This is a genomic window from Streptomyces sp. NPDC002698, from assembly GCF_042888945.1.
Lineage (GTDB): Bacteria > Actinomycetota > Actinomycetes > Streptomycetales > Streptomycetaceae > Streptomyces.
In genome coordinates, this window is the sequence record NZ_JBIAQM010000008.1 from 211,938 (window position 1) to 237,525 (window position 25,588).

General features: G+C 70.7%; 19 protein-coding genes, 1 tRNA gene and 1 pseudogene. 11 read left to right on the plus strand and 10 right to left on the minus strand.

Features of this window, described 5'->3' with window-relative positions; all coding sequences use genetic code 11:
- Window positions 1-21: 21 nt before the first annotated feature.
- From ACFYW9_RS14850 to ACFYW9_RS14875, 6 genes are all read right to left on the minus strand, one after another.
- Window positions 22-846, minus strand: a complete 825-nt coding sequence (locus ACFYW9_RS14850; RefSeq protein WP_389149392.1) for a DUF1684 domain-containing protein — start codon at window positions 844-846, stop codon at window positions 22-24.
- Between the two features lie 86 nt (window positions 847-932).
- Window positions 933-1,856: an LLM class F420-dependent oxidoreductase gene (locus tag ACFYW9_RS14855; RefSeq protein WP_389149395.1), complete on the minus strand. Its 924-nt coding sequence runs from the start codon at window positions 1,854-1,856 to the stop codon at window positions 933-935.
- A gap of 178 nt (window positions 1,857-2,034) precedes the next feature.
- Window positions 2,035-3,141 carry an aliphatic sulfonate ABC transporter substrate-binding protein gene (locus tag ACFYW9_RS14860; protein ID WP_389149398.1) on the minus strand — a complete coding sequence of 369 codons (1,107 nt, stop codon included), beginning with the start codon at window positions 3,139-3,141 and terminating at the stop codon, window positions 2,035-2,037.
- A gap of 229 nt (window positions 3,142-3,370) precedes the next feature.
- On the minus strand, window positions 3,371-3,472 hold the full coding sequence (locus ACFYW9_RS14865; protein WP_389149401.1) for a putative leader peptide: 102 nt from the start codon (window positions 3,470-3,472) through the stop codon (window positions 3,371-3,373).
- A gap of 138 nt (window positions 3,473-3,610) precedes the next feature.
- On the minus strand, window positions 3,611-4,069 hold the full coding sequence (locus ACFYW9_RS14870; RefSeq protein ID WP_389149404.1) for an RrF2 family transcriptional regulator: 459 nt from the start codon (window positions 4,067-4,069) through the stop codon (window positions 3,611-3,613).
- Between the two features lie 77 nt (window positions 4,070-4,146).
- Window positions 4,147-4,683 carry a winged helix-turn-helix domain-containing protein gene (locus ACFYW9_RS14875; protein WP_389149407.1) on the minus strand — a complete coding sequence of 179 codons (537 nt, stop codon included), beginning with the start codon at window positions 4,681-4,683 and terminating at the stop codon, window positions 4,147-4,149.
- A gap of 1,256 nt (window positions 4,684-5,939) precedes the next feature.
- Between ACFYW9_RS14875 and ACFYW9_RS14880 the strand changes: the two genes are divergently transcribed.
- The 7 genes and pseudogenes from ACFYW9_RS14880 to ACFYW9_RS14910 all read left to right on the plus strand — a co-directional run bounded on the left by ACFYW9_RS14880 (window position 5,940) and on the right by ACFYW9_RS14910 (window position 17,398).
- Window positions 5,940-9,965, plus strand: coding sequence for an amino acid adenylation domain-containing protein (locus ACFYW9_RS14880; RefSeq protein WP_389149410.1), 4,026 nt, complete (start codon window positions 5,940-5,942; stop codon window positions 9,963-9,965).
- A gap of 62 nt (window positions 9,966-10,027) precedes the next feature.
- Window positions 10,028-10,636, plus strand: a complete 609-nt coding sequence (epsC, locus tag ACFYW9_RS14885; protein WP_326790268.1) for a serine O-acetyltransferase EpsC — start codon at window positions 10,028-10,030, stop codon at window positions 10,634-10,636.
- Window positions 10,637-11,125: 489 nt separating this feature from the next.
- Window positions 11,126-11,722 (plus strand): annotated as a pseudogene (locus ACFYW9_RS14890) (acetyl-CoA carboxylase biotin carboxylase subunit family protein); the annotation flags it as partial.
- Window positions 11,711-13,009 carry a cysteine synthase gene (locus tag ACFYW9_RS14895; protein ID WP_389149640.1) on the plus strand — a complete coding sequence of 433 codons (1,299 nt, stop codon included), beginning with the start codon at window positions 11,711-11,713 and terminating at the stop codon, window positions 13,007-13,009. The pseudogene ACFYW9_RS14890 and the gene ACFYW9_RS14895, both read left to right, overlap by 12 nt.
- Complete coding sequence (locus ACFYW9_RS14900) at window positions 13,006-15,609, plus strand: ATP-grasp domain-containing protein (RefSeq protein ID WP_389149414.1); 2,604 nt, start codon at window positions 13,006-13,008, stop codon at window positions 15,607-15,609. The genes ACFYW9_RS14895 and ACFYW9_RS14900 overlap by 4 nt, the downstream gene beginning before the upstream one ends.
- A gap of 8 nt (window positions 15,610-15,617) precedes the next feature.
- A complete protein-coding gene (locus ACFYW9_RS14905) occupies window positions 15,618-16,883 on the plus strand; it encodes an MFS transporter (RefSeq protein WP_389149417.1) in 1,266 nt (421 codons plus the stop codon).
- Window positions 16,884-16,945: 62 nt separating this feature from the next.
- Entirely contained in the window at window positions 16,946-17,398 is a 453-nt protein-coding gene (locus tag ACFYW9_RS14910) for a cupin domain-containing protein (protein WP_067238279.1), read from the plus strand.
- 72 nt (window positions 17,399-17,470) lie between these two features.
- Here ACFYW9_RS14910 and ACFYW9_RS14915 read toward each other — a convergent pair whose 3' ends face one another.
- The 4 genes from ACFYW9_RS14915 to ACFYW9_RS14930 all read right to left on the minus strand — a co-directional run bounded on the left by ACFYW9_RS14915 (window position 17,471) and on the right by ACFYW9_RS14930 (window position 20,816).
- Complete coding sequence (locus ACFYW9_RS14915) at window positions 17,471-18,013, minus strand: nucleoside deaminase (RefSeq protein WP_389149421.1); 543 nt, start codon at window positions 18,011-18,013, stop codon at window positions 17,471-17,473.
- Between the two features lie 27 nt (window positions 18,014-18,040).
- Window positions 18,041-18,877, minus strand: coding sequence for an LLM class flavin-dependent oxidoreductase (locus ACFYW9_RS14920; protein WP_351863769.1), 837 nt, complete (start codon window positions 18,875-18,877; stop codon window positions 18,041-18,043).
- Between the two features lie 86 nt (window positions 18,878-18,963).
- Entirely contained in the window at window positions 18,964-20,121 is a 1,158-nt protein-coding gene (locus tag ACFYW9_RS14925) for an MFS transporter (RefSeq protein WP_389149425.1), read from the minus strand.
- A 302-nt stretch (window positions 20,122-20,423) separates the two neighbouring features.
- Window positions 20,424-20,816 (minus strand): hypothetical protein, encoded by a 393-nt coding sequence (locus ACFYW9_RS14930; RefSeq protein ID WP_389149428.1) that lies wholly within the window; start codon window positions 20,814-20,816, stop codon window positions 20,424-20,426.
- Between the two features lie 291 nt (window positions 20,817-21,107).
- Here ACFYW9_RS14930 and ACFYW9_RS14935 point away from each other — a divergent pair.
- The 4 genes from ACFYW9_RS14935 to ACFYW9_RS14950 all read left to right on the plus strand — a co-directional run bounded on the left by ACFYW9_RS14935 (window position 21,108) and on the right by ACFYW9_RS14950 (window position 25,555).
- Window positions 21,108-21,183: transfer RNA gene (locus ACFYW9_RS14935), tRNA-Arg, on the plus strand.
- Window positions 21,184-21,291: 108 nt separating this feature from the next.
- Window positions 21,292-22,425: a gala protein gene (locus tag ACFYW9_RS14940; protein ID WP_389149431.1), complete on the plus strand. Its 1,134-nt coding sequence runs from the start codon at window positions 21,292-21,294 to the stop codon at window positions 22,423-22,425.
- On the plus strand, window positions 22,422-24,347 hold the full coding sequence (locus tag ACFYW9_RS14945; RefSeq protein ID WP_389149434.1) for an ankyrin repeat domain-containing protein: 1,926 nt from the start codon (window positions 22,422-22,424) through the stop codon (window positions 24,345-24,347). Before ACFYW9_RS14940 ends, ACFYW9_RS14945 begins: the two co-directional genes overlap by 4 nt.
- Window positions 24,344-25,555, plus strand: coding sequence for an AAA family ATPase (locus tag ACFYW9_RS14950; protein WP_389149437.1), 1,212 nt, complete (start codon window positions 24,344-24,346; stop codon window positions 25,553-25,555). The genes ACFYW9_RS14945 and ACFYW9_RS14950 overlap by 4 nt, the downstream gene beginning before the upstream one ends.
- The last annotated feature ends 33 nt before the right edge of the window (window positions 25,556-25,588 follow it).

A 25,588-nucleotide genomic window follows, 5' to 3' on the forward strand; every position in this document is an offset into this window, starting at 1 on the left:
ATGGTTCCCGGCCCGGCGTGCTCAGGACCCTCCGCGCTCGCGGGGGATCTTCTGGCCGGCCTCGACGGCCACGGGCAGCCGGTTCTCCGCCGGCGGCAGGGGGCAGGTCGCCAGGTCCGTGTAGGCGCACGGCAGGTTCGCCGCGCGGTTGAAGTCCAGCACGACGGTTCCGTCGGCGGCCGGCGCGTCCACACTGAGGGAGCGGTTCGCGGCGTAGGTCGTGACTCCTGAGGTCGCGTCGGTGAAGAGCACCGTCAGCCCGCCCGGGGTGTGTCCGGGGAACGCGGTCAGGGCCAGGGACCGGCCGTCCAGTTCGAACTCGACGCGGCCCGGAGCGACGTACACGTGCTCCAGGCCCTCGACCGCGGCGCCCACGGTGGTGGGCCGGGGCTCGTCGAAGGCGACGTAGCGGCCGGTCACGGCCCAGCGCGGGTCCGGTGCGTAGGCGGGCGTTCCGGTGAAGGCGGTGCGCAGCGGCGCGTCCGGGTGCCGGGGACGCACGATGTCGTTCCCGCCGCGCTTGGCCACCTCGATCACGGCGTCTCCCCAGACCGCGTCGACGCCGCCGCGTTCGGGCAGTACTCCGAAGCGGTGCTCGCCGTGCACCGGCGTTCCCTCCACGACCAGTTCCTCGCCGTCGTCGAGGGCCACGGTGACCCCGTCGGCGTCGGTCCACCACGAGCCGGGGGCGTCCGGGAAGCGCCGCGGGCGGTCGTCGAGCCAGTGCAGGCCGGTGATCGCGAGGAATCCGTGCGGATCGGCGAGCCGTTCCTCCTGGGCGCGGTACCAGCCCAGCCAGTCCTCGGTGAAGGCCTGGAGGTCCGTCGTCGTGAGCTCAGTGGTCATGAGTGCTCCTTCGTCCCGCGAGGTCCGGCCTCGCGACGGTGTGTGGATCTTCCGGGGACCTGTGTGTCCATGTGCCCGGTGGTCGCTCATCCGGCCAGTTCGCCGAGCAGTGCCCAGGTGCGCCGCCGGTCCGCTTCCCCGGCGATGTCCGTGGAGGTGAAGACCACCTCCGTGGCTCCGGCGTCCCGGTAGCGTCGTACCTCGGCCGCGACTGTCCTCTCGTCGCCGATCACGGCCACGTCGGAGGCCCGCCGACCGCCGGAGAGCTCGACGACCCGCGCGTAGGACGGGATCTGTTCGTAGAAGGCCAGTTGCTCGGTGGCCTTCGCGCGTACGGCCTCGACGTCGTCCGTGACCACGCCGGGCACCAGGGCCACGATCCGTGGCGAGGGACGGCCGGCGGCGGCCGCCGCGGCGGTGAGAGCGGGCACGATGTGCTCCTCCAGAGCGCGCGGGCCCGCCAGATAGGGCAGGATCCCGTCCGCCAGTTCACCGCTGGCCCGCAGGGCCTGCGGGCCCATCGCGGCGACGAGCAGGGGCACTCCGTTCTCGGCGCCGGGTACGCGAGCGGAGATCGGCGGGGCGGCGGTCAGCAGCTCACCGTGGAAGTCGGCTGTGCCTGTCCGGGTCAACTGCCGCAGGGCGGTGAGGAATTCACGCAGGCGGGCGATGGGCCGCTCGAAGGGAAGACCGAAGCCGCTCTCGGTGATGAGCTTGGTGCCCAGGGCGAGCCCGAGGTGGTAGCGGCCGTGCGTGGCCGCCTGGGCGGTCTGAGCCTGACTGGAGACGAGCAGGGGATGCCGGCCGAAGACGGGGACGGCGGAGGTGCCCACGTGGAGCCGGGGCTCTTCCCGCCCGACGATCGCCGCGAGCTGCGGCGAGTCCGCGCCGAAGGTCTGTCCGAACCAGGCCGAGCGCAGGCCGGCCTCCGCGGCTTCGCGAGCCAGACTCACGGAGGCGTCGACCTGGTTCTCCGCGTCGGATGCGTTGAGTGCTACTCCTACGGTCATGCCAGTCAGAACCGCCCGCGTCCGATCCCGCATTCCGGTTCGTGTGTGACAGCTTCTTGTCAGTCGTGTGTACGGGGGCGGACCCGCCGTCAGTCCCGGGCCCCCAGGAGGTGACGACCGTGGCCGTTGTGGTGGCCACGGTCGTCACCTCCTGGGAGGTCGTCGGGTCCCGTTGTCGTTACTCGGCGCCGAGACCGGCGTCGTCGACCTTGTCCTTGCCCTCGGCCTCGAGGACCTTGCCCAGCGGTGCGAGGTCGTAGATGCCCTTCAGGTCGGGCTTGTCCAGCAGGCCGGCCTTGACCGCGTGCTCCGCCTCGGTGCTGAGGGTGGAGGCCAGCGGGTCGTCGAGGAAGGCGATGGACTTCCACGCGGGGTCGATGACTTCGGCGGGCAGAGCCTTGCCCGACAGCTTCTCCAGCGCCGCGTTGGCGGCCGCCTTGGCCTTGTCCGGGTTGGCGTTGATCCACGCGTTGGTCTTCACGGAGCCGCGCAGCACGGCCTCGACGACGTCGGGGTGCTCCTTGAGGAACTTCTGCGACACGATGATGTTCGTGATCACGAACTTCTTGTCGGGCCACAGGTCCGACTCGTCGAGCAGTACCTTGCCGCCCTCGGCGACCAGCTTGGAGGCCGTCGGCTCCGGCACCCAGGCGCCGTCGATGGAGCCGGACTTGTAGGCGTCCGGGGTGATCTTGTTGTCGGTGCGGACGACCGACACGTCACCCTTGCCGCTCTGGGCGTCGACCTTCCAGCCCTGCTCCGCGGCCCAGTTGAGGAACGCGACGTCCTGCGTGTTGCCGAACTGCGGCGTCGCGATCTTTTTGCCCTTGACGTCCTTCAGGGACGTGATCTTCTTGGGGTTCACCACGAGCTTGACGCCGCCCGAGGCCGAACCGCTGATGATCCTGAGGCTCTTGCCCTTGGACTTGGTGTAGCCGTTGATGGACGGCGACGGGCCGATCCAGCCGATGTCGATGGAGCCGGCGTTCAGCGCCTCGATCTCGGAGGGGCCGGCGTTGAAGGTCGAGGCCTTGATCGTGGTGCCGCCGAGTTCCTTCTGGAACAGGCCTTCCTGGACGCCCACCAGAGCCGTGGCGTGCGTGAGGTTGGGGAAGTAGCCGATCTTCACCTCGTCGGCGGAGAGCTTCTTGGCGCCCGCCGCGACCTCGGTCCGCTTGTCGTCGTCGGTGGAGTCGGAACCGTAACCGCAGGCGGTGAGCAGGAGGGGGACCGCGGCTATGACGGCGATGGTGCGCAGGGCGGAGAGCGGTCTTGCGGCAGACACTGAGGTGTCCTCTCGGAAGATGGGTCGAGGAAGGTGTGAAACCGCGCGGCGACAACGCGTCGGCGCGCACCGGCACGCCCCTTCCCCGCCTTCCGCGGCACGCGTGCAGCCGAAGGCGGGGAAAGGGAACGCTGGGGTCGCGGCCGGGGGACGGGTGTCCGATCCGCCGGGCACGGACGTGGCGGGCGGGGAAGCTGTCGCGGCTCGGAAAGGTGCGGGTTCCGCGGCGTCAGACGGGCCGACAGATGGCACTGGACGTACGGCCGAGGTCGATGTGGCGACGTGAGGTCAGGAGCGGCAGCGTCCGCCCTGTGCAGTCGAGCATTCCCATGGCCACCCCCCGATCCCCGGTATTCCTACCTGGCTGGTAGGGATCGTGGCAGAAGGTGGCCTCCACCCCAAGGGGGTGTTCGGATGTTGGACCCTGCCGTCTCGCTTTATGGGACGCGATGGGGGACGACCCGGCGCCTCAGGGGTTCGTCCAGGCTCCCGGAGCGTCGGTCAACGCGGATACGCTGGCGGGTAGTCGGGCGGACGCGACGTCGGCGAGTGACACACCCTCAAGGATCTCGCGCACGTTGGAGCGCAGCGCGATCCACAAGGGGAGCAGCGATTCGGCGGGGCCGGTGTACGAGAGTTCCGGGGGACGCACCCCCCGTACCGAGACCAGTGGTCCGTCCACCGCGCGTATCACGTCGGCGATGCTGATGTCCTCGGCGGGCCTGGCCAGTCGGTAACCGCCGTTGCCGCCTCGTCGGCTGAGGACGAGACCGCCCCGGCGCATGTCGTTCAAGATGCTTTCGAGGAACTTGTGCGGGATGTCCTGTGAGTCGGCGATGGCCTCGGCTTTCAGAGGCGCGTCATCCCGTGACGCGGCGAGCTGCAGTGCGGCACGTACCGCGTAGTCCGCCCTGGCTGAGATCCGCATGTGCGTAGTATCCCGCACCGCTCCTGTCCGGTTCCCCTCCGCCCCGGCCGGTGTCCCTCGTGCCGCACCTCGGAGGGTTACCGCGGGTCGGGAACGTACTTGTAGCCCACGCCTCGTACGGTGACGATCCGGTGCCGGTGGGCCCTACCCAGCTTGCGGCGCAGCCGCGCGATGTGGACGTCCACGGTACGGCCGTCGCCGATGTGGTCGTAGCCCCAGACGCCGGCTATCAACCGCTCTCGCGAATGCACTTGGTGGGGATCCCGGACGAGATGGGCCAGCAGTCCGAACTCCAGTTGGGTGAGATCGAGTTCGCGCCCGTCGAGTTCCGCGGCATGCCGTGTCGGATCGATGTGGACGACGCTGACTCCCGCTTCCTGCGCGGGAGGTGGGTCCGTGTAGGAGACCCGTCGGATCTCCGGTCGCGTCACGCCCTCGGCGAAGAGCTGAGCGGGGTCGGTGCCCTCGGGGACGAGGATGAGGTAGCCGACGAGGGGTGCGGAACCGTGCGCCTCCGGGCGGCCCTGAGCGGTGTCGCCCACAAGGCGGAGGCGGCGCGCGTCGGAGAGTGGTGAAGCCTGCGGGGTGGCCTGGGCCGGAGGTGCCGTGGTCATGACGGTCGTCCTTCGGGAGTGTGTCGGGCGTCTGGGCGTCCGGGCGCAGTGGCGTGGGTCCACCTGATCGCCTGGTGGCGGAAGAGGGGGTGGAGGGGCACGTGCGACATGTGAGCTGCCTGCCCTGCGCGTGACAGCAGACCGCTGCGCACTCTACGCGCGTCAGCGGGCGGCGCTGACGACGTGACCGAAGTCGGCATGCCGGCGAGCCGTTGCTGCGTAGCGGGCATGTGCACCATCCTGCGCACTCGTCGGGCGGGCCGCAACGCTTTCCTAGTAAAACAATAGGAAATAGGGGAGGGCGACTCCTGGCGACTCCCCGGCGGCTGTCCCGCCCTGCCGTGCCGTGCGGGGGGTCGCGGGGCACGTTCGGCGGGCCGCAGGTGACGGTGGTGGGGCGGTACGGGCTGTTCCGGTGGCGTCCTCCATTGCAGCTCCGTGAACTGTTCCCGACGGCCCCGGCTTCCAGCGGCCGCCCGCGCCGTCCAACTGACTGCACAGGGCATTCGCTGCCGCATATGGCTGCGAACGTTCGCGTGCCGAAGAACTGCGGACGGGCTCGACGTCGGCCGGCGGGAAGCAGGTGCCCAGAACCTGTCTGACGATTTCCGTCCGCTCGGCCCTGGTGGTCGATTCGGGAGCCATCGGCCTCCCTCCTCATTGATGTCGACGGCGAAAACCGGAACAGCGTCACCCTGTTTGCGCCACGCAACACTTCGGCCATGCGTGGCCGACCGGGAAGCCGGGGCGAGGACTTGTTCAAAAGGGGCAAGACGCTCCATTTCCTGATCTCACGTCACCCATCTCGATCGTGTACCTTCCGATTGCCCGCAGGAAATGCTCTGGTTTTCCTGCGAGCACCCTCGGGGTGCCGTGAAAGACCGTCATGGTCCGCGGCAGTGCTGTATCGGCCCCGGACTCTCGAAATGCGGCCGCGGAGACTTGGTTGGGGAGGCGCGAAAGGCATGTCCGCACGACTTCTTGAACGAGCGCAGCACCCCACTGGGCGATGTACGAGACGGTCCGAGTGCCGGCCTCACACCATGTGGTCGCGACGCTGATCAAGCAAGCGATTCCATGGAAGTCCAGTGTTCCGGCTGCTTGTGTTCGAAACCAGATCCATCACCGATCGCGCTTTTCCCATGCCTGATTTCCCAGGGCATGTTACGCGCGTCGACCTGCTCGGAAACGACGAATTCTAGGTTCGAAGGACGATGGCGAAACCAACGGGGCCCGACAAGATTTCCCTGTCAGACATGCTGCGTGCGGCCACGCACGCCCAACCCGACCGGACTGCCGTCTCCTGCGGCACGGAGCGGCTGACGTTTCGGCAGCTCCATGAGCGCAGTGAGGACGTGGCGGACCGTCTGCGACGGCTCGGAGCCGCGGCGGACGACCCCGTCGGCATCTTCATGGGGCCGTCCGTCGACCTCATGGCGAGCGTCTGGGGTGTCCTGCACGCGGGCGCCGCGTACCTCCCGCTGTCGCCCGAGTACCCGGACGAGCGCGTGCGTTACATGGTGGCCGACTCACAGACCAGGATCGTCCTGACGGACGAGTCCTTGGCGCCCCGCCTGTCCGCGATGACGCCGCCCGGGACGAAGATCGTCATCCTCGACCGGACACGTGCCCACCGGGTGACCGAGCCGGAGCCCCGGGCCGTCCCGCCAACGGCCCCTCGCCCTGTGGAGGGTGCCGGCCTCGCCTACGTCATCTACACCTCGGGAAGCACGGGCAAGCCGAAGGGCATCGGCATCGAACACCACAGCATCGTCGATCAGATGCGCTGGCTCGCCGACGAACGGGGCCTGGACGCGAGCAGAACGGTGCTGCAGAAGACACCGCTGAGTTTCGACGCCGCACAGTGGGAGATCCTCGCGCCGGCCTGCGGCAGCAGCGTGGTGATGAGCGAGCCGGGGGTCTACGCCGACCCCGGCGGGCTCATCGACCTGATCGTGGCGAACGACGTGACCACTCTGCAGGGGGTGCCGACCCTGCTGCAGGCGCTCGTCGACACCGGACGGCTCTCCGACTGCACCTCGCTCACCCATGTCTTCAGCGGCGGCGAAGCACTCACCAAGAGCCTGGCGATCGAGCTGCTCGACGCGTTACCCGGCTGCGAACTGGTCAACCTGTACGGCCCGAGCGAGTGCACCATCAACGCTTCGGCCCACGTGGTGGACCGCGGCTCCGTCCAGAACGGTCCGGACCACGTCTCCATCGGCCTGCCGGTGCGCGGCATGAGTTTCCACATCCTCGACCCCGCCCGCCGGCCGGTCGCGCGGGGGGAATCGGGTGAACTCCACATCGCGGGACCCCAACTCGCCCGCGGGTATCTGAACAACCCCGAGCTGACCGCCGAGCGGTTCGTCACCAACCCGTTCGCCACCGGTCCCGAATCCGCCCGTCTCTACCGCACCGGTGATCTGGCCCGGTGGAACGACGACGGCACCGCGCAGTTCCTCGGCCGTACCGACACCCAGGTCAAGTTGCGCGGTTTCCGGGTAGAGCTCGACGAGGTCAAGGTCTCCATCGAGAGACACGACTGGGTCAAGCGCGCCGCCGTCCTGGTCCGGGACGACGCGAGAATCGGCACCAACCTCATCGCCTTCATCGAGCTCGACCCTCAGCGGGCCGCGCTGATGGACCAGGGCAACCACGGCGCTCACCACCAGTCCAAGGGCAGCAGGCTTCAACTCAAGGCGCAGCTCTCGAATCCGGGAGTCCGTGAAGAGGGCGGGGCACCGTACGTCGACCTGCCCGGACGGACGGCCACGGTCCGGCAGCGGCGCACGGTGTTCGCCCGCAAGACGTACCGGTTCTTCGAAGGCGGCGCGACAACCCGGTCCGACCTCCTGGGCCTGCTCGCCCGGCCGGCCGGCCGACCGGACGCGCCCCGGACGCCGGACACCCTGACGCTTCCCGAACTCGGTTCCCTGCTGCGCTATTTCGGGCAGTTCCCCAGCGGCGAACGGCTGCTTCCCAAATACGGGTACGCCTCGCCGGGCTCGCTCTACGCCGCACAGCTGTACCTGGAACTGTCCGGCGTCGCGGGCCTCGAACCGGGCTATTACTACTACCACCCGGTCAGTCATCGGCTGTTGCTGATCAGCCGTGCTCCCGCCGGTGCTTCGAGGCTGCGCGTCCACGTCATCGGGCGCCGGTCGGCGATCGAGCCCGTCTACCGGAACAACATCCAGGAAGTCCTCAGGTTCGAAGCCGGTCACATGGCCGGCCTGTTCGACCATGTGCTGCCCGCGTACGGGCTGCGGATCAGCGCCCGCCCGGAAGCGCCGGAGGTCAAGGACGTCCTGCGCTGCCCGAAAGAGGACTACCACCTGGCCACGTACGAGGTGGAGGAGGCGGACACCCCGGCGAAGGACAGCCCGGTCGACCTGTACGTGCAGGCTCATCCCGGCCGGATCGTGGATCTCGACGGCGGCCAGTACCGCTATGCCGACGGCGAGCTGGTGCGGGTGTCCGACGAGCTGATCCGCAAGCAGGACGTCATCGCCATCAACCAGGAGGTCTACGAGCGCGCGGACTTCGGCGTCAGCCTGATCGGCCACGCGTCCGAACCCTGGCGGCGCTACGTCGACCTCGGCCGGGAACTGCAGCGCCTCCAGACGAACGGCCTCGATCTGGGGCTGATGTCCTCCGGCTACAGCTCGGAGACCGGCAACCCCCTGCCGTCGGCCCGGCGCATCGCGGACATCGTCGGCCTCGGCCCGGACACGGCCTCCTACTTCGCCGTCGGCGGCCGCGTCAGTGCCGAGCAGCGGCTCAGCGAAGGCATGAAGGAGGACTCGGTCCACATGCGCGGGCCGGCCGAGATCGTGAAGGACAATCTCGCAGAATCCCTGCCCCCGTACATGGTGCCCAACCGGGTCACCGTCCTGGACGCCTTCCCTCTCACCCCGAACGGCAAGATCGACCACCAGGCGCTGCGCGACCTCGACAAGGCCGCCGTGGAGGACGGCGAAGCGCCGGTCGTCCCCCCGCGCACGCCCACCGAGGAAGCCATCGCCGGGCTGTGGCGGAAGGTGCTGCGACAGGAACGGGTCTCGATCCGGGACAACTTCTTCGCCGCCGGGGGCCACTCGCTGACCGCGGTCAACCTGGTCGGCCGCATCAACCGGGAACTCGGCAGCGCCCTGCCGCTCCAGGTGCTGTTCGACGCTCCGACCATCGCGGAGCTGGCCCGGCGCGTCGACCGTGAGCCCACGAGCGCGCTGTCGAGGCTGGTGCGGCTGCACACCGCGGAAGGCGGCCGGCCGGTCTTCTGCTGGCCCGGTCTGGGCGGATACCCGATGAGCCTGCGGCTGCTGGCCGGCCGGCTGGAGCAGGACCGGCCGTTTCTCGGTGTCCAGGCCCACGGCATCAACGCGGGCGAGACCGCCTACCCGTCGTTCGACGAGATGGTCGCCAAGGACGTCGAACTCATCCGGCAGGTCCAACCGGTCGGCCCGTACACGCTGTGGGGCTACTCCTTCGGGGCCCGAGCCGCGTTCGAGGCTGCCCGCCAACTGGAGTACGCCGGCGAGCAGGTCGACGAGGTGATCCTGATCGCCCCGGGCAAGCCACCGGTCGGGAAACGCGCCGGGACCCGCCCGTCCGCCGAGGTGGCGGTCAGCTTCACCGACACCACCTTCGTCGCGATTCTCTACTCGGTCTTCTCCGGGAACCTCGAACGGTCGGCCGTCGACGCGTGTCTGGCCGCGACCCACGACGAGGACTCGTTCATCGCCTTCGTCTGCGGCCGGTTCGCCCATCTGGAGCGTGCGCTCGTGCGCAGGATAGTCGGCGTGGTGCGGCAGACCTTTCTGTTCGAGTACGCCCCGCACGAACTGGCCCGGCGCGGAATCACCGCGCCGATCACGGTGTTCCGCGCCGACGGCGACCAGGACTCCTTCATCGACACCGGTCACACGCTGTCGAGCACACCCCCCAGGATCAGCCGGCTCAAGGCCGATCACTACGAATTGCTGCGCGCGAGCGGAATAGACGAACTCGTCACCGCCATCAAGGCCGCACAACTCCCCGGAAAGGTCATCGGAGTGCCCCACGTCAGCATCAAGCATTTCCCGAACAACCTCGCAGCCGACCAGATATCGGCCCTCGTCGACGCGATCACCCGTGCGGTCCGGACCGCGTTCTCGGTCGACGAGGGCGCGGTTTCGATCGCCCTCGAACCGGTCGCTCAGGACGCCTGGACCGAGCGGGTGTACATACCGGAGATCGTCGAAGGCACCGGAAATCTGGTCAAAGCCCCGAACTACTGAAGCCTGCGACCGAATTCGACTGTGCCGACGGAGAACCAGGACATGAATTCACGGAGGACCGCATGCGCAGGGTGATCATGAGAGCGAGAGAGGACCTCTCCGTGATCGTCGCGCGGGACCCGTCGGTCCGCACGCGCGCGGAGGCGCTGCTGCACCCCGCGCTGCCGGCGCTGTGGACCCACCGGCTGGCCTCCGTCCTCTACGCCCGCGGGCACCGTCAACTCGCCCGGCTCCTGGCCTACCTGGCGCGCGCGGTCACCGGCGGCATCGAGATCCATCCGGGCGCGAGGCTCGGCCGGCGCGTGTTCATCGATCACGGGGCCGCGGTGGTCATCGGGGAGACGGCCGAGGTCGGCGACGACGTCACGATCTTCCACCAGGTCACGCTGGGCGCGGTCGGCTGGTGGCGGGACGGGCGACGCGAGCCCGGCGCCCGACGGCATCCGGTCGTCGGCGACCGCGTGGTGCTCGGCACCAACGCGATCGTGCTCGGTCCGGTCACCGTCGGCGACGACGCGCTGATCGGCGCGGGTTCGCTCGTACTGCGCGATGTGCCTTCGGGCGCCCGGGTGATGGCCCCCGTGGCGGAGATCGTGCCACGGCTCTCGGCCGCCGACCGAGAGGAGTCGGACCAGTTGCTGCGCTCGCTGGCCACGTCCGGGTGCTGGTGACGGTCCGCCCGGACCGGTTCACCGGTCGCCGTCCGTCGCTCGTCGTGCGCGGTTTCCGTGCGCCGCTTCTCACCCGCCGCCCGTCGTCCCGCTCAAACCCGACCACGCGTCGGGATGCCATCGGAGGCATAGATGATTCACGTCGGTGTCGTGGAGAGCAACCTCTCCGGTTCCGGCTTCGAGGGCCTGCAGATCATCAAGGAACTCGACTGCCGCGTCACCTTCTTCACCCGCGACCTGGACCGGTACCTGGAAGTACCGGGCGGCCCGGCCTACTTCGACAACTACGTCGACGAGATCGTCCACTGTGAGACGAACATCTTCGAGGAACTCCTGCCGCATGTGCACGCGGCCGGGGCCGGGCACCCCTTCGACGCGTTCTTGACCCTGGCCGAGTACGACGTGGTCGTGGCCGCCCAGGTGGCGGTCCACCTCGGACTCCCGACGGTGAGCGTCGACGGCGTGGCGACAGCGCGCAACAAGGCGTCGATGCGCCGGCGCTGCGCCGAACTAGGCGTCGCGATACCGGCGTTCCGCACCGTGCAGACCCCGGCCGAGGCGGAGGCGGCGGCGGCGGAGATCGGCCTGCCCTGTGTGGTCAAGCCCGCCGACGAGACCAGCAGCGCCGACGTCCGGCTCGTCGAGACCGCGTCCCAGGCGGCCGAGCACGTCGCGCTGATCCGGTCACGGCGGGAGAACACGCGTGGCCAGGCCCGCCACCACGAGCTGATGGTCGAGGAGTACCTCAGCGGCCCCGAGGTCAGTGTGGAGGTCCTGGCCGACGGCGACCGGTACGAGGTGTTCGGGGTGACCGACAAGTCGGTGATCGGCCAGGGCTACTTCGTCGAGCTCGCCCACAGCTTCCCCTCGAGCCTGCCCGAGCCGATGGTCCGTGCCTGCGGCGACCTGGCCGTGGAGGCGCTCCGAGCGGTCGGGTTCGACCTGGGCATGGCCCATGTCGAGATCAAGGTGACCGAGTCCGGGCCCAAGCTCATCGAGATCAACCCCAGGCCCGCCGGCGGCAAGATCACCTACCTCGTCGACCGTGCCCTCGGCATCCGCTCACTGGAACTGGTGGCCCGGCAGTACCTCGGACAGCCGCTCCCGGCCCGGGTACTGCCCGAGCGGCCGGTCGCCGGTGCCGCCATCCGCTACCTCACGGCGGCGCCCGGCCGCGTGGTGTCGGTCAGCGGGCGGGAACGGGCCGCCGCGCTGCCCGGAGTCGAGGAGGTCGTCGTCAAGCCGGAACCGGGCTCTGTGCTGCGGGAGTTGCGCCGCAACGGCGACCGCGCCGGTCATGTCCTCGTGGTGGCCGAAACCGCCCAGCTCGCGGCGCGGACCGCCGAGGCCGCCGTGCAGGAGATCGACATCCGCACGGAGCCGGTCACCCGGCGTCCTGTCGCACACTCCCTGGTCGACCTGATCGGCCGCACACCGCTGCTCCGGCTGCCGGTGGACCGCATCACGGACGGTGTCCCGGGCGATGCTGAGGTGCTGGCGAAGCTGGAGCCGTTCAACCCCTGGTCCAGCAGCAAGGACCGGGCCGCGCTGTGGATGCTGCGCGGCGCCGAGGAACAAGGGCTGCTCACCCCGGGCGACGGCACCGTGATCGAGGCGACCTCGGGCAACACGGGGATCTCGCTGGCCGCGCTGGCCGCGGCCCGCGGCTACCGCTGTGTCATCGTGCTGCCGGACAACGCCACACAGGAGCGCGTGGCCATGCTGCGGACGCTGGGCGCCGAGGTGGTGCGGACACCGCACACGGGTGGTTACCAGGCCGCGGTGGACAAGGCCGCGGAACTCCACCGGCAGACCCCGGGGTCGTGGTTCTGCTGCCAGCACGACAATCCGGACAACACCCGTGCGCACTACGAGTCGACCGGTCCGGAGATCTGGTCCGACACCGACGGGCGGGTCGACGTGTTCGTCTGCGGAGTCGGCACCGGCGGCACGATCAGCGGTGTGGGGCGCTACCTGCGCGAGCGGCACCCCGCCGTCCGGATCGTGGCGGTGGAACCGGCGGGGTCACCACTGCTGTCCGGCGGTGAGCCCGGCACCCACTCCATTCCGGGGTTCAACGGCGGCTTCATCGCGCCGACCACGGACCGACGCCTGATCGACGAGGTGATCGCGGTCTCCGACCAGGACGCGCTGGACACCACCCGGCGGCTCGCGCTCGGCGTGGGCCTCATGGTCGGTGTCTCGGCCGGTGCGGTCGTCCACGCGTCCGGTGTGGTGGCCAGCCGTCCGGAGTACCGGGGCAAGCGCATCGTGACGCTGTTGCCCGACACCGGTGAGCGGTACCTGAGCCTGCTCGGCCGCGAGACCGAGCCGGTACCCTCCGGGGCCGCCGCCGGCGGAGGTGCCCGGTGACAGCACCCGCACCCGCCGACGACCGGCCGCGCCTGCTGATGGTGATGCCGTACCGCCAGTTCGTGCGGAAGGCACAGGCCGAGGGCTTCTGGGTCGGCGCGATCTGGGACCCACGGCTCGAGTCACCCGAGTACCTCGACGACGTGCGCGAGCTGGCGGACCTGTTCGTGGCGGTCGACTTCCGGGACACCGAGCTGCTGCGCCGCACCCTTCGCGAGGTGGCCCGGGAGCACCACGCCACGGTGATCTACCACATCGGCAGAGAAGAAACGATGGTCACCGCCTACGAGGTGGCCGAGGACCTGCACGCCGAGGTCAACCCGGCCGCGGCGATCCGCCACCTCGTCGACAAGCACGCGATGCGGGACCTGCTGGCACGGCACGGTCTGTCCCCGGTGTCCTTCGAGGCGGCACCGACCCGGCACGAAGTACCGGAGGCGGTCGAGCGGATCGGCTACCCGGCGGTCGTCAAACCGACAGCGCTCGCCGGCAGCCGAGGCGTATTCCTCTGGCGGGACGCCGAGGACCGGTCGGCATGGAGCGCGCTCGTCGACCAGTACGGCTACGACGGCCCCTTCCTGGTCGAGGAATACCTGCGGGGTCCCGAATACAGCGTCGAGACGCTGAGCAAGGACGGCAGGCACCTGGTCGTCGGCGTCACCGAGAAGGTACTGGGTCCGCCGCCGCTGTTCGTGGAGGTGGGACACGTCCATCCGGCGCCCCTGCCCGAGGACCGTCGGCGGACCGTCGAGGATCTCACCACGGAGTTCCTCACGGCGTGCGGGTACCGGTTCGGCCCCGCGCACACCGAGGTGATCTGGACCCCGCACGGCCCGCGCATCGTCGAGTCACAGGCCCGGCTCGGCGGTGACCGGATACCGCGGCTCGTCGAGCTGGCCACCGGACTGGACATCGAACAGGCGATCTTCACCGGCCTCGCGGGCACGGCGGCCGAGCCGGTCGCGGCGCGGGCGACGGCGATCGTACGGTTCTTCACCTTCCCGCCCGGCCGCGTCGGTGAGATCCGCGGCCTGGAGGCAGCCGCGGAGCTCGGTCACGTCGACGAGCTGACCATCAGGCTGCGCCCCGGCGACACCGTGGCGGCGGTCACCGACTCGAAGAGCAGGCACGGGCACGTCATCGTCTCCGGTCCCACTCCCGAGGAAGCCAGGGCCCGCTGCGCGCAGGTGCTCTCCGCGATCGAAGTCGTCATCGACGAAACGCCCGTACGGGCGGACGGCCGGGCCGGGACGCCCGTACGGGCACCGTCGGTCACGAGTCCCCCCACCCCGCAGAAAGGCAGTGGCCATGCAGTGGTCCCCAACGACAACCAGGAGGTCGCCATGACCGCCGCCCCCACCGACGCGCAGGTGGTGTTCGTCGGCTACAACGCGGCCTACCTGCGCGCGATCGACGGGAGGGTTCCCAGCAGGTCGGTCGTGGTGATCGAGGAACCCGACATCATCCGCAAGCGGGAACTGGGCGACGCCGCGGCCGGTTTCGACTGCCTGGACCGGATCGTGCCGGCGAGCTATCAGCAGTCGACCGAAGCCCTGGACCTGGCCGCCGAGCTGACGGCCGCGCGAACGGTGGCGGCGGTCGTCCCCGGGCTCGAGTACGCGGTGCCGGCGGCGGCCGCGCTGGCCGAGAAGCTCGGGCTGCCCGGCGCGACCGAGGCCGCCGCGCAGGCGTTGCGGGACAAGGTCCGGCTGCGCGAGGTCTCCGGCGCCGGGGGCGTCCGCAATCCGCGCTGGCGCGAGGTGCACGGGCCCGCGGACATCCTCGAGTTCGCCGGCGACGGTCCGGTGGTGGTCAAGCCGGCGAACCGGCAGGCGAGTGTCGGCGTACAGCTCCTGGACGCGGTCGACGCCACCACCGCGGCACAGGCCTGGGAGCGGACCTCGTCCGCCGCCGAGTACGAGCAGGTGCCCGACCGGCAACTGGCGTGGCGCTTCCTCGCCGAAGAACGACTGCGGGGTCCCGAGTACAGCGTCGAGGCACTGGTCCAGCGGGGCGAGATCGTCTTCCGGAACATCACGGCCAAGACCGTGATTCCGGGACCGTATCCGGTCGAACTCGGCCATCTGCTGCCCGCGCCGCTCGACCAGGACACCGAGACCGCGTTCGCCACGGCCATGCGGGCGCTGGTCACCGCGATCGGGTTCGGGACCGGCATCCTGCACGCCGAGTGGATCCTGACCGACTCGGGACCGACCCTGGTCGAATGTGCCGGCAGGTGCCCGGGTGACTACCTCATCGACCTGATCGACCTGGCCTACGACACACGGATCAGGCTGACCCTCATCGACCTGCTGGCAGGCCGTCCGGTCACGCTGCCCCGATCGTCGCAGCGGACCTCGGCGATCCGGTTCCTGGCCGCCGGTCCCGGCACCGTGACCGAGGTCGTGGGCGTGGACACGGCCCGGGCGCTGCCCGGCGTCCAGGTCGTGGAGGTGGACGCCGAACCCGGCCAGGAGGTCCGGCCGTGGGCGTCCTCCTGGGACCGCGCCGGGCACGTCATCGCGACCGGGCCGGACGCGAACACCACGCGGCATCGCGTCCTGGACGCGGAGACCGCCATCCGTATCGCAACCGATTGAGGAAACACATGTCTGTTCTGTGGCAGCGCGTCCGCGGATGGCGCGGATCCATGCCCGGAGGCTCGGTCGGCATCCGGCTGGCCGTGATGGCGATGATCGACGCGGTGGGTACCGGTGCCTTCCTGGCCGTGTCCGTGCCGTTCATCACCAGGTCGGTCGGGCTGTCGGAGGGCAGCCTGGGTCTCGGCCTGACGCTGTCCGCCGCCATCGCCCTGGGCACGGCGATACCGATCGGCATCCTGGCCGACCGGATCGGCCCGAAGAAGGTACTGGTCGGGGTGAGCCTGTGGCGCTGCGCCTGCTTCGTGCTCTACCCGTTCGTCCAGAACCTGTGGCAGTTCCTGACCGTGGTGTGTCTGCTCGGCCTGGTCGACAAGGCGGCGGCACCGATGGAGCAGGCTCTGGTCGGGCAGGTGACGGCGACCGACGACCGGGTCAGGGTGGTCGCCATCCTGCGGTCGCTGCGCAACGTCGGCTTCACGGTCGGCGCCCTGCTGGGCGGTATCGGGCTCCTGATCGACAGCCGGGCGGGGTACTCCGCGATCCTGCTGGTGAACGCCGCCTCCTTCGCCGTGCTCGCGACACTGGCCGCCCGGCTGCCGGTGCTCGGCGCGCCGGTGAAGAGCCTGCGCCGTCGCTTCTCGGTCAGTGTGCTGCGCGACGGATCGTTCCTGTCGTTCACCGGCATCAACGCGGTGCTCACCATGCACATGACCCTGCTCAGCATCGGGATCCCGCTGTGGATCGTCGGGCACACCGCTGTCTCCTCCGCGCTGATCTCGCCCCTGGTCGCGGTCAACACCGTGCTCGCGGTCGCCCTGCAGGTCCGAGCCAGCCGGGACACCGACACCATCGCCGGAGCGGCGCGGGCGCTGGTGCGGGCCGGGATCTGCCTCGCGGTCTGCTGCCTGCTGCTCGTCGCGGCGCCGAAGCTGCCGGTCGTCCTGGCCGTCGGGGTGCTGCTGCTGGCCATGGTCGCGCTGACCGGCGGCGAGTTGTTCCAGTCCGCCGGCGGCTGGGGCGGGTCCTATCTGCTCGCGGTGCCCGGAGAGGAAGGCGTCTACCTCTCGGTCTTCTGGCTGGGCGTGGCGGTACAGCAGATCGCGGCCCCGGTCCTGGTCAGCGTGGTCGTGACGAGCGGCGCCACGGGCTGGGCGGTCCTGGCCGCGCTGTTCGCCGTCTGCGGCCTGGCGGCGCCGCTCATCGGCCGGTGGGCGCAGGCACAGGCGGACAGCAGGACGCCGGCGGACCCGAGCCTGGCCGAGGCCACGTAACCATCCCCGCACACCGAACCCGTAGTCGATTCAGCACAGTTGATCAGCATTCAAGGAGAGAAATGTCCGTTCCGCTGTATGTCCCCTCGGGCGAAGGCGAGTTCGTCAACATCCGGGACACGAAGAGGACCTACCTCAAGCTCACCACGGCCGACTCCGACGGGGAGTTCGGCTTCTTCGAGCACCACATGGCTCCGGAGGCGAGCGGTGCCAGCCCGCACATCCACAAGCAGTCCACCGAGATGTTCTACGTGGTGAAGGGCGAGATCGAGTTCACCATCGGCGACCGCAAGGTGGTGGGTGAGCCCGGGGCGTTCGCCTACGTACCCAAGGGCGAGCCGCACGGGTTCACGAACAGGGGCAACGAGGACGCCACGCTGCTCATCATGTTCTACCCGATCTACAACCGTGAGGACTACTTCCGCGGCCTGGGGCGCCTCACGGCCAACGGGCGCAACCCCAGCCTGGAGGAACTGCAGGAGCACATGGCGAAGTACGACCAGTTCATGGTCTGATCCGCGAACACGTGGGAACGACCGGGGCCTGGCAGCGGATTTCCGCTGCCAGGCCCGGCGTTCGTGCGGCGGTCAGCCGGTCGTGCTGTTCCTGGTACGGAAGCGCCACTGCAGGTCTCGTACCTGCTCGGCGAATTCCGGAACGGGGCCCGCCACTTCGAGACCGGGGACGACGTCCTGGATGGACAGCGGACTCAAGGGCGAGGTGATGGGCACGCCCCACTCCGCCTTCCAGTCCCGAGCCTGCTGGGACGAGCTCGCGTACACGATCCGTCCCAGCCCGACCCATCCGTGCGCGGCCGCGCACATCGGGCAGTGCTCGCCCGAGGTGTACACGGTCGCCGTGGCCCGTGCCTCGGGACTCAGGTGGGCCGCGGCCCAGCGGGCGAGTTCGAACTCCGGGTGCGCGGTCGGGTCGCCGGTGGTGGACTCGCGGTTGCGTTCCTCGGCCAGGATCTTGCCGTCGGCGTCGACGAGCACGGATCCGAACGGCCAGTCACCGGCCTCCACCGCCTCGGCCGCCAGCTCGACGCAGCGGCGCAGGTAGGGCAGTTCGGCTTCGCCGACGGTGCCGGGGGTACCGCTCTCGGGAAGGTCGTGGTCGTTGAGGGCCACTGTTGCTCCGTTTCTGGAAGGTGTCGGCTATGCCCGGTGGGCGGCCACGGTGGCCAGGGCCTGCCATGCCACCTCGGGCCGCAAGGTCTCGTTCGGATCGCCGTGGTACGGATCGAGCAGTAGGGTCTCGGCACCGGCGCGACGCAATTCCTCGATGTCCTCGAGAATTTGCTCGATGGTGCCTTCGCCCGCCCGGCGATCCGGGTGGTCGATCGGTTTCTCCGTGATCCGGAGGAATGTGCGTGGCGCCAACTCGGGGACCGGCTTGCCGAGATCGGCCGAAATACTGTTCAGTCGGTTCAGTGCCTCCCTGAACCAGGGCATCGTGAACCGCAGCGGATGCCACGGAGACGCAAAACGTACGGCCCGGCGCATTGCGGCGTCGCTGTTTCCGCCGACCCAGATGGGAACCTGTCCGCAGCCGTAATCGGCTTCGTTCTCCCATGCCGCCCGTATGGTCCGCAAGTGTTCGTCGGTGAGAGCGCCGCGTCGCTCGAAGGGGACGCCCAGTGCCTCGAACTCTTCCCGGGCCCACCCGACCCCGACGCCGAGGATCAGCCGGCCGCCGCTGAGTTGGTGCAGGTTGGCCGCCATGCGGGCGACCAGCAAGGGGTGTCGGTAGGGGGCGATGAGGACCGTCGTACCCAGTTTGACCCTGGTCGTAATGCCGGCCAGCCAGGCGAGAGTTGTGACAGGTTCATAAAATGGAGCGGGATATTGCTTGGCGACGTCCGAGGTGATCGCCACATGGTCGGAGAGCATCAGCAGGTCGAATCCGAGGCCTTCCACGGTTTTGGCCCAGCGGGCCAGGACATCCGGGTTCGTGCCGGGCCCGAAGTTGGGAACATTCACGCCTATCCGCATGGTCCAACACTAGCAACTGTGCGCCGTGGACGGGTGGTTGACGCCAAGGCATTCGAGGATCCGAATGTACGACCAGACGCGGGGTGTCAGGCTTCGCGCGCCGGGTCGCCATTCTTCGAATGCCGCGGGCGTACCGTGACGAAGTCCAGGAGAAGGAATACGGCCAGGACGGCCGCCGTCGCCGGGAAGAGGAGGGACGGGCCGCCCACGGAGAGCAGGGGGCCACCCGCGAGCGAGCCGACTCCCGTACCGCCGTCGAAGGCGACGTTCCAGGCGACCCCGGCGACGCCGAGACCGGCGGGGCTGTCGTCGGCCGCCTCCATGACGAGCACCAGGGTGGCGCTCTGGACGGCTCCGAAGCCCGCTCCGAACAGGGCGGTACCGATCAGCAGCAGTGCCGTCTCGTGAGAGGCCGCACCCGCGGCGGTGCCGAGAGTGGTGACCACGACGGCAGGTACGAGCACCCGGCGGCCACCGTGGCGGTCGATGAGCCATCCGGCGCCGAGCCGGGCGAGCACGGTGGAGGCCTGCGCGGCGAGCAGCGCTTCGGGAGCGGCCGAGGCGGTGAGCGGCAGAAACGTGAAGACGACTCCGTAGGCGGTGGTGGAGGCGACCTCCACGAACAAGGGGCCGGTCATGGGGCGCAGCGATCGCCATGTCCCACGCAGGGTCCATGAGCGGCCGGACCTCGGCCCTGCCCGGTGGACCGGCTCGGTTCCACGGCGAAGGCCGAACGAGCCGGCCACGACCAGGGCGGCCGTGCCCGCCGCCAGGGCGAAGGCGAGCCCGTACGCCTCCTGTCGGGCCAGGGCGATGCCCAGGGGAGCCCCCAGGACTCCGGCGACTCCGACCACCGCGCCGTACCAGCCGATGGCTCGCCCGCGTCTGCCGGGCGGGAACAGCTCGGCGGTGAAGGTGACGCCGGCGACGACGAAGACGCCGAAACCCAGTCCGCGTACCGCCACGAGGCCGGCCAGGGTGGACATCGTCGTGGCGGCGGGCAGCAACAGGCAGGGCAGCGCGAGCAGTACACCGCTGAGGGCGAGGGAGTACCGGCGCCCGAGCCGGGCGAAGAGCCGCGGTGTGAACGGCTGGACGACCAGGGTGGCCGCCATCAGGGTGGCGGTGAGTACTCCGGCCCCCGACGGTCCGGCACCGGACCGGACGGCGTACGCGGGCATCGCGGAGAGCGTCACGTTGAAGCTGGCGAAGCCGCCGAACGCGGCGATCAGGGTACCGGCCACCGACGCCCGCCTCCGCCCGGCGGCCGGCGCCCCGGAACGGTCGGTCGACGAGGCCGGGGCCGTGGACGGATCCGCGGGCGTGATCACCGCGATCCGGCCATGGGCGTGAACCGGGTGTGCGTCCGGGCCGGGTAGGGGTCGCGGAAGGCGTGCGTGGTCTTCTCGGGCACATCGACGAAGGTACCCGCCTCCGCCGGGGAGTCCGCCGAGACGGCCGTGCGATCGAGCCGGTCAGGATGCCGGGCGGCGACCGAGTCGTCCGGCCTCTCGGACCGGCGGCCACGGCAGGCCTCGGGCACCCGTCAGTTCGGCGTCGCGTCCTGACAGCTCTCCGAAACCTCCATCACCTCGAAGACCACCGGGAAATCGGTGATCTGCTGGTTCGGACCCGGCTGGGAGCCGCAGATCTTCCACGCGGCCGGGTCGTCCACCGAACGGCCCCGCCCGCTCGCGTCTTCGAACGTCATGTCGAGTTCGGAGCCCATCTGCTCGAACGCGCGCCCGGCGTTGCCGCCGATGACATCAGGCATGACGGCGCTGACGGGTTGGGGGTGTGCCGAACCACGCGTCGTGACGGCCGTCGGGCCGGCCGTCGTGCCCGACGACGCGTCCGGCCCGGAGGACGCTCCGCAGGCGGTGGCCGAGGCCAGGAGAGCGGTGGTGAGGGCGGGTCTCAGGATCCTGGCGACGGTCATGTCATGTTCCCCCGGCTCGACGGCAGTTCCGACAGTATCCAGTCCGGAGATCGCGTCCGGATCGTAGCCGGGCCATCGGAACGGCCGGGACCGCCTTCGCACGCGGAGCGGAGAAGCGCGCCGGGCAGAGAGCGCGCCGGGCGGAGAAGGGCGCCAGGCGGAGAAGGGCGCAGCGAAAATCCGTGGGGCCGTCCGGAGCGCCCGACAAACCTCCCCGGCCGGGTCGTCCGGTCCCCGATGCGCCCAACTGGGTTCGAACGCGGACGCGATTGTGGTTATGATCACCGCGGCAAGGCTGTAGCGCAGAGGTCGTCGCGCCCAAGCATCGAGCTGGAGGACGTCGGTTCGAATCCGGCCGGCCTTGCCACCCTTGTCGTGGAGGAAGTCGATTGGCGTCGGTTCACCCTGGCGGGCGGAGGGCGATGGACGCCGCCCTCGGCGCGCCGGGCACCGGCAATGGACCGGTGGAGTGGTGATGACGCAGCCGACACCCGTACGCTGCCCCGCGATCGAGCACCCCGACATCCCGATCAGCGAACCCGCCGCGCTGGAGCCGTTGCTGGCCCGACTGCGGTCCGCCCGGCCGGTCGAGGCCGACGAGGTGTTCCCGCTCGGCACCGTGCGCGCGGACGGACGTGTCGACCTGTGCAAGCAGGGACTCGGAGCGGGCGGTGCCGCCCGGCTGATGCCCGTGGCCGCGGCCTCCCCGCACGCCGCGCACATCCTGCTCGGCACCAACGCCATCGGTGACGAGGGAGCCCGCACGGTCGCCGACGCGCTCGCCGACGGCCATGGCCTGCACACGCTCTACCTGGGCTGCAACCGCATCGGCCCCGACGGCGTCGCCGCGCTCACCGACGCGCTGACGACGGACGCCACCGTCCACGCCCTGTGGCTCAAGCGCAACCCGGTGGGCGACCAGGGCGCCCGGGCCCTTGCCGCGATGCTCCGCGGCAACACCACGCTGCGCACCCTCGACCTGGTCAACACCGGCCTGACCACCGACGGTCTGCGAGCCCTGTGCGAGACCCTCACCGACCGGCCGAGCCCCGTGGAGCGGCTCTTCCTCGGCGGCAACGGCCTGACCGCCGAAGCCGCCCCGCTCCTGGCGGCGCTGATCCGTGAGGCGGGCGTGCGCGAGCTGTACCTCCCCGCCAACCACCTCGGGGACGAGGGCGCCGCGATCCTCGCCGCGGCCGCCGATCCCGCGCGGCCCGTACGCCTCGGTCTGGGCGGCAACGGCATCGGCCCCACCGGTGCCCGGGCCCTCGCCGACTCCCTCGGCGGCATCGAGGCGCTCGACCTGGGACGGCCGCTGTCGGAACGCAGCCTCGGCGCCCCGGCCAACACCACCGGCGACGAAGGCGCCCACGCGCTGGCCGCGGCCCTGCCCGGCAGCCCGCTGCGCCGGCTCGAGTTGTGCCACACCGGTCTGACCGGACGGGGCGCGAAGACCCTGCTGGCCGCCGTCCCCGACGACACGCCCCTGGAGTACGTCGGCCTGGGACCCGGCCTGCCCCGCAAGGTGAAGCGGTCCTTCACCCGGCGCCTGCGCCCCGTCGGCGGGGCGCACCCCGACCTGCGCGCGATAGGGAGCGTCTACCGTTGAGCTCTCGTGGCGAACTCCGCTGCTTCCCCGCGGACGAGGCGTCGAGCCGGCGCCGGATCCGCCGGTACGCCGTGCCCCGCTGGATGATCGAACGCGCGACCGCGTCACGGCTGGCAGGTGACTGGCGCGGAGCCTGCGCGGCGGCCAACGTCGACATCACCTTCGGGCTGTCCGAGGTGGCCGACCACTGCGGCGACGACGTCGCCACGGCCCTGGAGGACGACCTCCGTCACTTCGCCCCCGACCTGCTGCGCTGGCATCTGCCGCGCCTGCTCGGCGGGCGGACCACGCTCGCCACGGACCGGACGGTCGTCCTGGCGCGCTACCGCCCGAAGGCGGCCGACGAGAACCGCCTGACCACGCCGTACCTGCACATCACCACGCCCGCGATGGTCGAGGGACCGCAGCGGATCGCCCTGCGGTTCAGCACGGTCGAGAACGAGCGGGCCGCGGGAGTCTTCGAGCCGGACACCGAGGACTGGCGGTCGGCGCGGCACCTGTGGGACACACGGCACACCGCCGAACTGCTCGAACGCTGCGGCGGCGGCACGGACCGGCCGCCGTTCTTCCACGCCGACGCCACCCCGCGCGGCACGGACGAACTGCCCACGGCCCATCCCGGCGCGGGCGACCCGGCGGCGCTGGCCGAATGGGCCACACTGCTGCACCAGAAGGGCGAGACACAGGCCGCCCTCGCCGCCGTCGGCATCGAGACGGACCTGACCCGACCGCAGAACCCGCGCCGGTCCCAGGCGGCCCTCGAAGAGCTCCTGGGCGGGATCGCGCTCGACCACACCCGCCTGGAGCCGGAGATCCGCCGGCAGGTCGCCGAGGGCGTCGGCGACCGCTTCGTCATCGCCGCGCACTGGCGGACCCACGTCCTGCTGGAGCCCGCGGAGTCCGGCGGACTGCTGGTGCGAGCCGTCGACCGGGAGGAGGCCAAGGGCCATCCCCTGCTTGCCGAGGCCCTGTGGCGCAGGCTCCCCGACCTCGACCTGATGCGCGCCCGTGGCATCGCGGCGGAGCAACTTCATCCGCTGGTCCGCGAGGCGCTGTTCCCCGCCCTCCCCGTCCCGGCGGCGCCGGCCGGCCCGCCGGGTCCGACGCTCCCCGAACCCGTGCGGATCAGGTGCCGCGGGGAATGGCACGAGGTGGCCTTCCGTCCCGGCGGCCTGCTGGACATGCCGCACAGCGACGAGGAACAACAGCGCGAGCGCGCCCTGCGCGCCTTCGGCGGTGCCGTCGCCGGATGCTTCGCCGTGGAGCAGACGTGGACCTCCGGCGAGGGCCGCCTGCCGAAGGCGCTGCGGGCCCAGCGCAACGAACTGTTCCTGCGCGCCCAGCACGGTGACACCCCCGGCGTGCTGGAACTCCTCGACGCCGGTGTCGACCCGCGCGTACGGGACCCCAGAGGCCGCAGCCTGCTGCACCTGCTGAACCTCCTCGACCACGAGCCGCTCCTGCCACGGCTGCTGGCGGCGGGACTCGACCTCGAGGCCCGCGACCAGCGGGAACGCACACCGCTGTACGTGGCGGTCAACGACCTCGGTTCGAAGGCACTGGTGGAGGCGCTCGTCGCCGCCGGGGCACGGCTCGACGTGGTCGACGAGTCCGATCTGTCGCTGGCCCAGACCGCCCGCCGCTACAAGCGGCGCGACCTGGTCTTCCTCCAGAAGCGCGTCCAGGCGGAGCACCCCGGCGTCGGCGCCGAGTGGTGGGACGAATGGATGGAGGAGCAGGCGGAGCGCTACGGCGACGAGTTCGAGGAGCCCGAGGAGCCCGAGGACGATTTCGAGCCCTATGACGAGTCCGTCGATGGGTTCGACGACGGACCCGGCGACGAACCCGGTGGTGAGTCCGCCGACGAGCCCGGTGACAAGTCCGCCGACGAGCCCGACGACGAGGAGAGGCTGCCCCTTTGAGCACCGACGTGACCGCCCCCACCGTGCCGTCCGGCCCGCTGGCGGCCGCGGACGACCTCAACCGCAGGCTGCGTACGCACCGCACCGAAGCCGCCGCGAACCCTCAACTCGAGGCGCTCGCGCTCGCCGTGACGGCCAATCAGCCCGTGCTGCTGTGGGGAGAACCCGGAATCGGCAAGTCGGCGGCGCTGGAACAGCTCGCCGCCGGGCTCGGCCTGCCGCTGGAGACGGTCATCGCCAGCGTGCACGAACCCTCCGACTTCGCCGGACTGCCCATCGTCGGTGACGACCCGGCCACCACCGGCGTCCCGATGGCCCCGCCGGACTGGGCGGTCCGCCTCGCGCGAGCCGGACAGGGTCTGCTCTTCTTCGACGAACTCTCCTCCGCGCCGCCCGCCGTGCAGGCGGCCCTGCTGCGCGTGGTGCTCGAACGACGGGTGGGCAGCCTGGTCCTGCCGGAGGCGGTACGCGTCGTCGCCGCCGCCAACCCGCCCTCCAGCGCGGCCGACGGCTGGCATCTCAGTCCACCGCTCGCCAACCGGTTCGTCCACCTCGAATGGACCCACGACCCCCGGACCGTCGCCCGCGGCATGGCCGGCACCTGGCCGGAGGTGACCGTGCCCGTCGTCGGCGCCGCCAAGGTGCCCGGCGCCGTCGCCCGGGCCCGCGGCGCGATCTCCGGCTTCCTGACGGCCCGGCCCGGCCTGGTCCACCACATCCCCGGCGACGCCGAGAGCCGCGGCCGGTCCTGGCCGTCCCCTCGGACCTGGGAGATGGCGCTCAAGCTGCTCGCCACCGCGTACGCGGCCGGCGCCGGCCGAGAGGCGCTGGCCGCCGCGCTGACCGGTGCCGTCGGGGACGGCGCGGGCCTCGAGCTGCTGTCCTACCTCGAACACCTCGACCTGCCCGACCCCGACCGCGTCCTCGCCGACCCGGACGCCTTCGCCCTGCCCGAACGCGGCGACCGGCAACTGGCGTTCCTCATCGCGGTGGTCGCCGCCATCCAGAGCGACCTCACCCGGCCCCGGTGGGAGGCGGGCTGGACCGTGCTGGCGAAGGCCGTGGACGCGGGCGTACCGGACGTGGCCGCCCGGGCCGCCACCGACCTCGCCATGATGCGGCAGCTCGACTGGCCCGTACCGCCCGGCATCGACGGGTTCCTGGACCTGCTGCAGATGTCGGGGGCGCTGCCCGGCAGCGGCCGGTGAGGGGCGCGGGCGCCGCGGAGGACTCCCGCGGAG

Bases quoted from the DNA above. Each gene is read 5' to 3' on its own strand.
- ACFYW9_RS14920 (WP_351863769.1), bottom strand. From the start codon at position 18,877: ATGCGGATAGGCGTGAATGTTCCCAACTTCGGGCCCGGCACGAACCCG.
- ACFYW9_RS14940 (WP_389149431.1), top strand. From the start codon at position 21,292: ATGACGCAGCCGACACCCGTACGCTGCCCCGCGATCGAGCACCCCGAC.
- ACFYW9_RS14865 (WP_389149401.1), bottom strand. From the start codon at position 3,472: ATGGGAATGCTCGACTGCACAGGGCGGACGCTGCCGCTCCTGACCTCA.
- ACFYW9_RS14855 (WP_389149395.1), bottom strand. From the start codon at position 1,856: ATGACCGTAGGAGTAGCACTCAACGCATCCGACGCGGAGAACCAGGTC.
- ACFYW9_RS14850 (WP_389149392.1), bottom strand. From the start codon at position 846: ATGACCACTGAGCTCACGACGACGGACCTCCAGGCCTTCACCGAGGAC.
- ACFYW9_RS14880 (WP_389149410.1), top strand. From the start codon at position 5,940: ATGCTGCGTGCGGCCACGCACGCCCAACCCGACCGGACTGCCGTCTCC.
- ACFYW9_RS14870 (WP_389149404.1), bottom strand. From the start codon at position 4,069: ATGCGGATCTCAGCCAGGGCGGACTACGCGGTACGTGCCGCACTGCAG.
- ACFYW9_RS14875 (WP_389149407.1), bottom strand. From the start codon at position 4,683: ATGACCACGGCACCTCCGGCCCAGGCCACCCCGCAGGCTTCACCACTC.
- ACFYW9_RS14905 (WP_389149417.1), top strand. From the start codon at position 15,618: ATGTCTGTTCTGTGGCAGCGCGTCCGCGGATGGCGCGGATCCATGCCC.
- epsC (WP_326790268.1), top strand. From the start codon at position 10,028: ATGCGCAGGGTGATCATGAGAGCGAGAGAGGACCTCTCCGTGATCGTC.
- ACFYW9_RS14910 (WP_067238279.1), top strand. From the start codon at position 16,946: ATGTCCGTTCCGCTGTATGTCCCCTCGGGCGAAGGCGAGTTCGTCAAC.
- ACFYW9_RS14930 (WP_389149428.1), bottom strand. From the start codon at position 20,816: ATGACCGTCGCCAGGATCCTGAGACCCGCCCTCACCACCGCTCTCCTG.